This window comes from Pseudomonas sp. UBA6753, from assembly GCF_002453565.1.
GTDB lineage: Bacteria > Pseudomonadota > Gammaproteobacteria > Pseudomonadales > Pseudomonadaceae > Aquipseudomonas > Aquipseudomonas putida_Z.
Map to the genome: position 1 here is coordinate 160191 of NZ_DKHD01000014.1, position 8130 is coordinate 168320.

Here is an 8130-nt window from a genome sequence, read left to right on the forward strand (position 1 = left end):
GGTACTGTGGCTGCGTTGAAGGTTGTGGTGATCCTGTGGGAGCGGGCGTGCCCGCGAAGAATCCAACGCGGTGCATGGCACCGGCTGTGCCGGTGTTCGCGGGCATGCCCGCTCCTACAGTGGAGCTTTCTTGAGTGAACGAACTCAGGCCCCCCCACCAGCTATCTCCCGAGCAACCCAGCCCTTGAACGCCTCCGCCACCGGCGATGGGTGCATCGCGCCTGATTGGGCCAGCACCACTTTTTGCGGTGATACCTCTTCCAATAATGGCCGGCATAGCAGCGGTGTACCGTCATAGCAGTGGTCCCCCGCGGGCCGGGTGCATGACAGGGCAACCCCGTAGCCATGCGCGACGAGGCCCCGTTGCATCTCGAAGGTCTGGGTGTATTGCTGAGTGCGCGGTTGCAGGTTATGCGCCCAAAACAGTGAAAGAAAATACTCACGCGTTTGTGCGATGTCCTCAAGAATCAAACACTCTTGCGCCAGCTCATGCAGCGGTATCTCGGCCAGGTGGGCCAGGCGGTGGTCAGTGGCGATGAGTGCGTAGGGCTTCAACTCAGCCAGTACCTGGCGCGGCAGCAAGGGATCAAGGCCAATGTCATAAGTTAGCGCGAGCTCGGCTTTACCGGCGCTCAAGTGGCGGTGTACGCCTGCCAGGTCAGTCTCGAAAAGCGTTACCTCGACATCGGGATACTGCTTGCGAAAACTCGACAGCAGCCGCGGCGCGTAATAGGGGCCCAAGTCTTGAAAGCAGATGAGCGACAGGTTGCCGCGAAGCGAGCCGCGCGTGGTATCCGCGTTCTGATTCATGGCAATGGCCATGCCGATGATATCGCGTGCCTGGGCCAGTAAACGCGTGCCCGCTGACGTCAGCTCCAGCCCGCGGCTCACCTGGCGCCGGAACAGCCGCTCGTTCAGCGCCTCTTCCAGCTGGGCGATCGCTACCGAAACCGATGGCTGTGAAACGTGCCGGGCTCTGGCCGCAGCGCTGATGCTGCCGTGCTCGGCCACGGCGACGAAGTACTCGAGCTGCCTGAACGAGAACCCTATCATCTTTTCCTATACTCGGGATTAGGAAATATATTCTTTTCCTATTGTGGCTGAAAAGCAATACTCGCGGTGCACCTTGCTTATTCCGCTTGAAAAATGGCAGTGGTGCTGTTGCCCAATAAAAAGACCAAAGGGTGCTTATGAAACTGTCCGCCGAATTTCAACTGAGTGACGAAACCATCGAGGCTTTTCAGCGTGATGGTGCCGTCTGCGTACGTAATTTGTTCACGCCGGAAGAAGTTGCACTGCTCGAAACCGGCATCGAACAGAACCTGAAAGCCCCAAGCGAGCGCGCTAAAGTGGCAAGCCGCCCTGATGACCCGGGTTGGTTCTTCGAAGACTTCTGTAATTGGGGGGATATTTCGGCCTATCGCCAGTTCATCTTCGAAAGCAGGGTAGGTAGTGTTGCAGCGCAACTCATGAACAGTGAGACAGCCCGGCTTTATCACGATCACCTGCTGGTCAAGGAGCCAAACACGCGCCAGCGAACACCCTGGCATCAGGACCAGCCGTATTACAACATCGACGGGCGCCAGAACTGCAGCATGTGGATGCCAGTCGACCCGGTCTCGAGAGAATCCACCCTTGAATTCGTAGGGGGCTCGCACCTTGGGCCATGGCTGATGCCGCGCAGCTTCCTCGACAGCCAGGCGCAATGGTTCCCGGAAGGCAGCCTTGCGGACTTGCCGGATATCGAGGCCGATCGCAGCGCCTGGAACATCCTCGGCTGGGAGCTCTCCCCAGGCGATGCAGTGTTCTTCCACATGCTCACCTTGCACGCCTCGGGCGGTGTCGGGGGCAATCGTCGGCGTCGTGCCTTCTCGGTACGTTTCCTGGGCGATGACATTACTCACGCACCGCGCCAGTGGAAAACCTCGCCACAGTTTCCCGGCCTCGAAACGCAACTCGCCAGCGGTGCCCAAATGAACCACGAACTGTTTCCGGTGCTGTGGCCAAGGGCTTGATGATTGGAATGCTGCGTGCCTGATAAAACCGCACGGCATTAGCGTTGTGCGGACCTGATAATAAAACCAAGAAGGTATCTATGAGCGCTCAATCTTCACACCAGTTGAAGCGGGGTCTCTCTACCCGGCATATTCGTTTCATGGCGTTAGGTTCTGCTATCGGTACGGGGCTGTTCTATGGCTCGGCATCGGCAATAAAGTTGGCAGGGCCTTCAGTTTTGCTGGCCTATCTGATAGGTGGCGCAGCCATTTACATGATGATGCGTGCCCTTGGCGAAATGGCGGTTCATAACCCGGTGTCAGGCTCGTTCGGGCATTATGCCAGCCAGTATCTGGGGCGTTACTTTGGCTTTCTGACAGGTTGGAGCTACGCGTTCTCGATGTTGGTGGTTTGCCTGGCAGACGTGACGGCCTTTGGCGTTTACATGGGGCTGTGGTTCCCTGAAACACCTGCCTGGATCTGGGTGCTTGGGATAGTGTTCTTTATCGGGGCGCTGAACCTGTGCAGCGTGAAAGTGTTCGGGGAAATGGAGTTCTGGCTGTCGTTGCTGAAGGTGACCGCGATCGTTGCCATGATTGTGGCAGGTGCGGCTGTGCTGCTGCTGGGTATCCAGTTGAATGACGAGGCAGGCACGGTTGCCGGAGTCTCGAATCTGTGGAGCCACGGCGGGTTCTTCCCTAATGGCGTCAGTGGGATGATCGCTTCCTTCACTGTCGTGATGTTCGCCTTTGGCGGGGTCGAAATGATCGGCATCACCGCAGGCGAGGCAAGGGACCCTAAACGCGTGCTGCCCAAGGCTATCAACTCGGTGCCTCTGCGCATCCTGCTGTTCTACATTCTTACCCTGTTCGTACTCATGGCCATTTACCCTTGGACCAGCATCGGCAGCCACGGTAGCCCGTTCGTGCAGATCTTCAGTGGTCTTGGCATCAGTTCAGCGGCTACCGTGTTGAACATCGTGGTGATTTCAGCTGCTGTTTCGGCGATCAATAGCGATATCTTCAGTGCTGGGCGGATGATGTACGGAATGGCTCAGGACGGCCAGGCGCCAGCCGGTTTTGCATCGTTGTCACGTTTCGGTGTGCCGTGGATGACGGTTGCAGTGATGGGCGTCGCGCTGCTTCTGGGCGTGGTATTGAACTACCTGGTGCCGGAAGACTTGTTCCTGGTTCTTGCGGCGGTGGTCACGTTCTCCATTGTCTGGGTCTGGTTGATGATCCTGCTTTCTCAAGTGGCCATGCGGCGCGGCATGAGCAAGGAGGAGGTGGCAGCACTGGATTATCGTGTGCCGCTGTGGCCGGTAGGGCCAGCTTGCGCGATTGCTTTCATGGTGTTCATTTTTGGCGTGCTCGGTTGGTTCCCGGCCAGCCGCACAGCCATGTATGTCGGGGTTGGCTGGTTGGTGCTGCTATCCCTGGGTTACTGGTTGTGGGGTATGCGTGCGCCACGTCATGTGTCGGCCAGCGCTTGAGGCATTGAACCAAACTGTGGGAGCGGGCTTGGCCGCGAAGAATCAGACGCGGTGGCTGGCACCGGCTACGCCGGTGTTCGCGGGCATGCCCGCTCCCACAGGTACTGCAGCTGCCTTGAAAGGTATGGTGATCCTTACCGTCTAGGCCCCGGCGCATCGACCCTCTCAGTCAGATGGGGCAGTACGGGACTCACGGTCAATATCCTCCGGCCAATGAACCTTGGGCGCCAGGCAATGCATATGGCTCAGGCCATCGTCATCGTTCCAGTCACGAGGTGGATGCACGAACTTCGGCAGGGCTTCGGGGCCTTGCTGCATGAACAGCCGGGCGATAGCCCAGTAGGCTTCGCCGTGGTAGAGGTCGTGAGTGAAGAACACGCGGTCGATGACTTCGTTGGTTTCCGGGTTGCGTACCGACAGCATGACGTTCTCGATCAGGCCGCCGTGGCCGGGGGCGTAGACTCGGTAGACTTCGGCGGTTACGTCGTCCCAGTTGTAGGCGACCGGTTTGACGCCCCAGTGTTTACGACCGAACAGAAAGATGTAGTGGAATCTGAATTGATAGAGATAGATTTTGCGTCGTAGGCGATTGAAGCGAATGGGTTCGTCCCGTGGGAGCAATAGGTCCATTTTTACATATGTCGCAGTAGCCCACATGCCAATCAAGATCGCTAACGATGAGAGGATGTCGATGCCCCAATTATTCGACCAGTAGATACCAAAAAACCTCCAATGCATGTAGATTAATGCACCCACAGAAAAAACCAGAATTGGTCCCCCTATCAGCACTGTGACACCACGCAAACTGACAGTAGATCGGGGAAGCTCCAGAAACACATCATCACAGTAGTTTGGTGGCGGATTTATATCTTCAAAGCTTAAGCGCGGAACTTCATCCGAACTGACACCAGGCAGATCATGACTCCAACTCAGAGCTCGCTCCGAAAGGATCCTGGGCTTGATCTTCATTCGTTGGCTTCCCTAATGCTAATTTCGACGAATCAAACTGTTGAATCGGGCTTGCCCTGAACAATCCAGCGCCGTGTCTGGTTTGCAGTCAGGGGGCTTACCGGGCCCTCAGCACCTTGCGCTAAGGTTTTAGACGACTTCATCTGTTGTCGGTGGGCTGCGAGACTCCAAGTCGATTTTCGCTGGCCATCGGACCTTGGGGGCGAGGTATTGCATAGGGTTCAGACCATTGCCAACCTTCTGACCCTGAAAAGGGCGTAGAGAGTCAGGAAGAGCGTCATAGCCACTTTGCATGTACAAACGTGCCAGTGCCCAATACTGCTTGCCTTGCTCTATGTCGTCACACAGGAACAGGCGGTCGATGACTTCCTCGGTGCCTGTTTTACGAACCGATATCATTACATTTTCAATGAGGCCGCCGTAGCCCATTGGGGCGTATACCCTGTAAACCTCGGCAGTTAGGTCGGCCCAGTCATAGGCCACAGGTTTTACCCCCCCAACCCTTGCTGCCGAAGGGGTATAGACGATCAAATCTGTACTCGTAAAAATAGACTTTTTGACGTGCTCTATTGAAGCGTATGGGTTCATCGCGAGGAAGTCGTAGGTCCATACGAAACAATGGAAAAAAGGCCCAGGTTGAAAGAGTTACAATCATGATGCCTATGGTCGTAATTTCAATTCCCGATTGCCATTCGTCAAGGAGGGAAGTGGTGATGTCTGGCACGATAAACACCATGGTGTAAATTAAAATAATCAAGCCTCCGAAAAAAGATATCCCCCGCACACTGAACGACGACCGTGGGAACTCGATAAATATATGTCCAGCCCGATTGATCTTTAAATTAGATGCCAAACACACTTCGCGCTGCGCGGGTGCAATCTCATGCGGAGGAAGATCATACTTCCAGCCCATCCCTCGGGTAGGTAGCATCTTTCTCTTTCCTTTCATGCATTCAGTTCCGTGGAAAAAGTGATGGGTAGGACGATGATGGCCTGGCTGATGATGGCAAGCAGAGCAAGGAGCAGCCTGCCGCAGGGCCTGACTGGGGAGTGGCCACGCGGGAAGAGTGAGGCTGCCGCAACCCAGGGCAGCCTATACCTTCTAGACTTGGGGGTCATCGGCCCTCTCAGTCAGATGGGGCAGTACGGGACTCACGGTCAATGTCCTCCGGCCAATGAACCTTTGGTGCCAGGCAATGCATGTGGCTCAGGCCATCGTCATCGTTCCAGTCACGGGGTGGGTGTACGAACTTCGGCAGGGCTTCGGGGCCTTGCTGCATGAATAGTCGGGCGATGGCCCAGTAGGCTTCGCCTTTGTAGAGGTCATAGGTGAAGAACACACGGTCGATGACTTCGTTGGTTTCCGGGTTGCGGACCGACAGCATGACGTTTTCGATCAGGCCACCGTGGCCGGGGGCGTAGACTCGGTAGACTTCGGCGGTTACGTCATCCCAGTTGTAGGCGACCGGTTTGACGCCCCAGCGTTTGCGGCTGAAGATGAAGATGCGGTCATATCGAAACTCATAAAGATATATTTTCTGGCGAAGTCGGTTGAAGCGAATTGGCTCGTCTCTAGGGGCAACCAGATCAAGCTTGATGTAAGGAATCAAGGCCCACAGTATTGCTGAGGCGGTAATTATCAATGATAGATTCATCAGCCAGTCGTGTCGCCAGTCGTCGTATAATAAATCCCAGTACAAGTAAAACGCCATTCCAAAAAGAAAAAGCAGACCCGCAATGCCGATTAGGAATATAACGCCTCGAAGGATGGTGCTGCTCCGCGGCAATTCGAGATAAACATCATCGAAATAGTTGGGCGACGGTTTGACACTCGCCCACACTTCCCGCCACTTTGGCACTTCATCCACCTTGGGAAGGTCATGGCTCCAGCCTAAAGCACGCTCCCACAGAACTTTACCATCGCGCTTCACTCGTTAGTCTCCCTGACACAAATCTCAATGTACCCACTTGGCAAGCTCCGATCCGGCCAGTACATCACCAACAGCGTAGCTGCCAGAATCGTGTGTTTTCCTATAGTCGCCATGAGCGATATCGAGCCAGAAATCTCTAACTGACAGAGTCCAGTAGAATAAGGTTTCTGCTTCTCGCTAATTGAAATACTGCGGTCGTGATCGGGGATCAGTGGCGATGCAAAGCTAGAAAATGAAGAGGACGGTGAGAGAGGTTCTTTAGCGTTTGCAAAGAAATTGCCCGAAGCAATAGTTTCCCCGCCAACGTAATCAGGGTGATTGCCGTCACCGTGACGATGTACGATCAATTTCCAGCGATATCCCGAGGACCGCTCATCGTACAGAGGCAATGCGATCAAGAACTTTAGCTTCCTAATTATTTCGGCACTAATCAAGCCGCCGACTTTCGGAAGTCCTGGTTCAGTGGCCAAGCGCGACTCAAAATTCAACTTCGCCTGAACGCCTAGCGTGGCAGCATTGAGTTCGGCAAAAGCGATATCCGCATGTTCTGGAGCATTCCAATGAATACTCGGCTTTTCGTTTGCTTTTCCAAAGCAGCATCGCCTTACCCACCGCTCCAGATCCGTTGATTCATTTTCCTGAGCCAGTTTGCTTAGTTGATAAGCAGCAAGCGTGAGGGCTATCGCCAGTCCCAACGGGCCGAAAAACAAGGGCTTGAGTACTGCAACACTAAATACAATAGTGCCCGAGCCATATAAGAGGAATGAAAAGAAGTGTTGGCTCCTCGCTGCATCATCACCCGCTGCGGCGGTGCGCCTCATGGCATTGATTGCTTGAGCCGCATCAAAAACCCCTGCAACCGCACTCACCAAAGCACCAAGCCTTATCAAGGCCCCCCCACTGGCTGCAACACCCTTTGCCCACCCCAAATTCAGTGGACCAGCACTTGATCTCAAAATGAGCCCAACCAGCTCGATTTGCCCTCCCAACAGGCCCAACTGCGATCCTTGCAACGCCAACTTGGCTTCATACGCCTTGGGCCCAATCTCCGCTTCCGCCTTGTCCTGATTCCTGCCCAGGCTGTCCTGCTGCAAATACAACCCGCCTATCGACAGCAGAACCTCCCAGCTGCCAGCAATCCCGCGCAACCCGGAAAAACCGGTTTTTACCAATCGGGTCGCCTGCTGCGTCGTGATCTTCATCCCGTGCAACAACCTGCGCGCATCGGTTTCCAACGTCCCTGCCGCCACCGAGATATCCACCAAGGCAAGCTGCGCCGCGCTGCTCGCCTGGGTCACGCCCATGCTGACCTCCTTGAACAACCGCCCATGCACTTCCTCGGCCTTGCCCTCGACCCACACCGTCACGCTGATCATCGAATTGGTGAACCGCGGGTCGAGTACGGCCAGGCTCATCAGCCCGTGCTGGATGATCGGCCGCACCTTGCGCATGGCCTTCATCGATCCAAACTCGAAGTCATCGATATTGCGGCGCATCCGGTCCCGCGCCTCGGCGATCGACGCGTTGGCCTTGTGCTGCAACTCCCGGAGGTGGGCGCTCTGCAAGGCGTAGTACTCGCCCAGCTTCATCTGCACTTCCAGCTCCATCAGGTGCACGCCGTTGTAAAGAAACTGCGTGGCGCTGTTCAGATGCCGCACGGCCTTCTGAATGCCAGGTGACAGACATGGCGACAGCCGCTGACTGGCCGCATTGAGCGCGCTCTGCGTTTCAGCAATGGCCTGC

General features: G+C 55.6%; 8 protein-coding genes. 2 read left to right on the forward strand and 6 right to left on the reverse strand.

Features of this window, described 5'->3' with window-relative positions; all coding sequences use genetic code 11:
- Positions 1-144: 144 nt before the first annotated feature.
- Entirely contained in the window at positions 145-1053 is a 909-nt protein-coding gene (locus B2790_RS06940) for a LysR family transcriptional regulator (protein ID WP_085663231.1), read from the reverse strand.
- Between the two features lie 137 nt (positions 1054-1190).
- Here B2790_RS06940 and B2790_RS06945 point away from each other — a divergent pair, with 137 nt between their 5' ends.
- Together B2790_RS06945 and B2790_RS06950 are read left to right on the forward strand one after the other, a co-directional pair.
- Positions 1191-2015 carry a phytanoyl-CoA dioxygenase family protein gene (locus B2790_RS06945; protein ID WP_075044762.1) on the forward strand — a complete coding sequence of 275 codons (825 nt, stop codon included), beginning with the start codon at positions 1191-1193 and terminating at the stop codon, positions 2013-2015.
- A gap of 80 nt (positions 2016-2095) precedes the next feature.
- Entirely contained in the window at positions 2096-3487 is a 1392-nt protein-coding gene (locus B2790_RS06950; protein ID WP_286918512.1) for an amino acid permease, read from the forward strand.
- Positions 3488-3652: 165 nt separating this feature from the next.
- Here the strand turns inward: B2790_RS06950 and B2790_RS06955 are convergent, their stop codons facing one another.
- The 5 genes from B2790_RS06955 to B2790_RS06970 all read right to left on the reverse strand — a co-directional run.
- The gene (locus B2790_RS06955) at positions 3653-4456 is read right to left on the reverse strand and encodes a DUF6708 domain-containing protein (protein ID WP_286918513.1); all 804 of its coding nucleotides are present in this window, start codon (positions 4454-4456) and stop codon (positions 3653-3655) included.
- A 129-nt stretch (positions 4457-4585) separates the two neighbouring features.
- The gene (locus B2790_RS06960) at positions 4586-5044 is read right to left on the reverse strand and encodes a DUF6708 domain-containing protein (protein WP_313666904.1); all 459 of its coding nucleotides are present in this window, start codon (positions 5042-5044) and stop codon (positions 4586-4588) included.
- A complete protein-coding gene (locus tag B2790_RS24880) occupies positions 4929-5405 on the reverse strand; it encodes a DUF6708 domain-containing protein (RefSeq protein ID WP_313666905.1) in 477 nt (158 codons plus the stop codon). Before B2790_RS24880 ends, B2790_RS06960 begins: the two co-directional genes overlap by 116 nt.
- Before the next feature lie 178 nt (positions 5406-5583).
- Positions 5584-6387, reverse strand: coding sequence for a DUF6708 domain-containing protein (locus B2790_RS24885; protein WP_313666906.1), 804 nt, complete (start codon positions 6385-6387; stop codon positions 5584-5586).
- A partial coding sequence (locus B2790_RS06970; RefSeq protein WP_286918514.1) for a T6SS effector BTH_I2691 family protein occupies positions 6384-8130 on the reverse strand: 1747 nt, incomplete at its 5' end. The genes B2790_RS24885 and B2790_RS06970, both read right to left, overlap by 4 nt.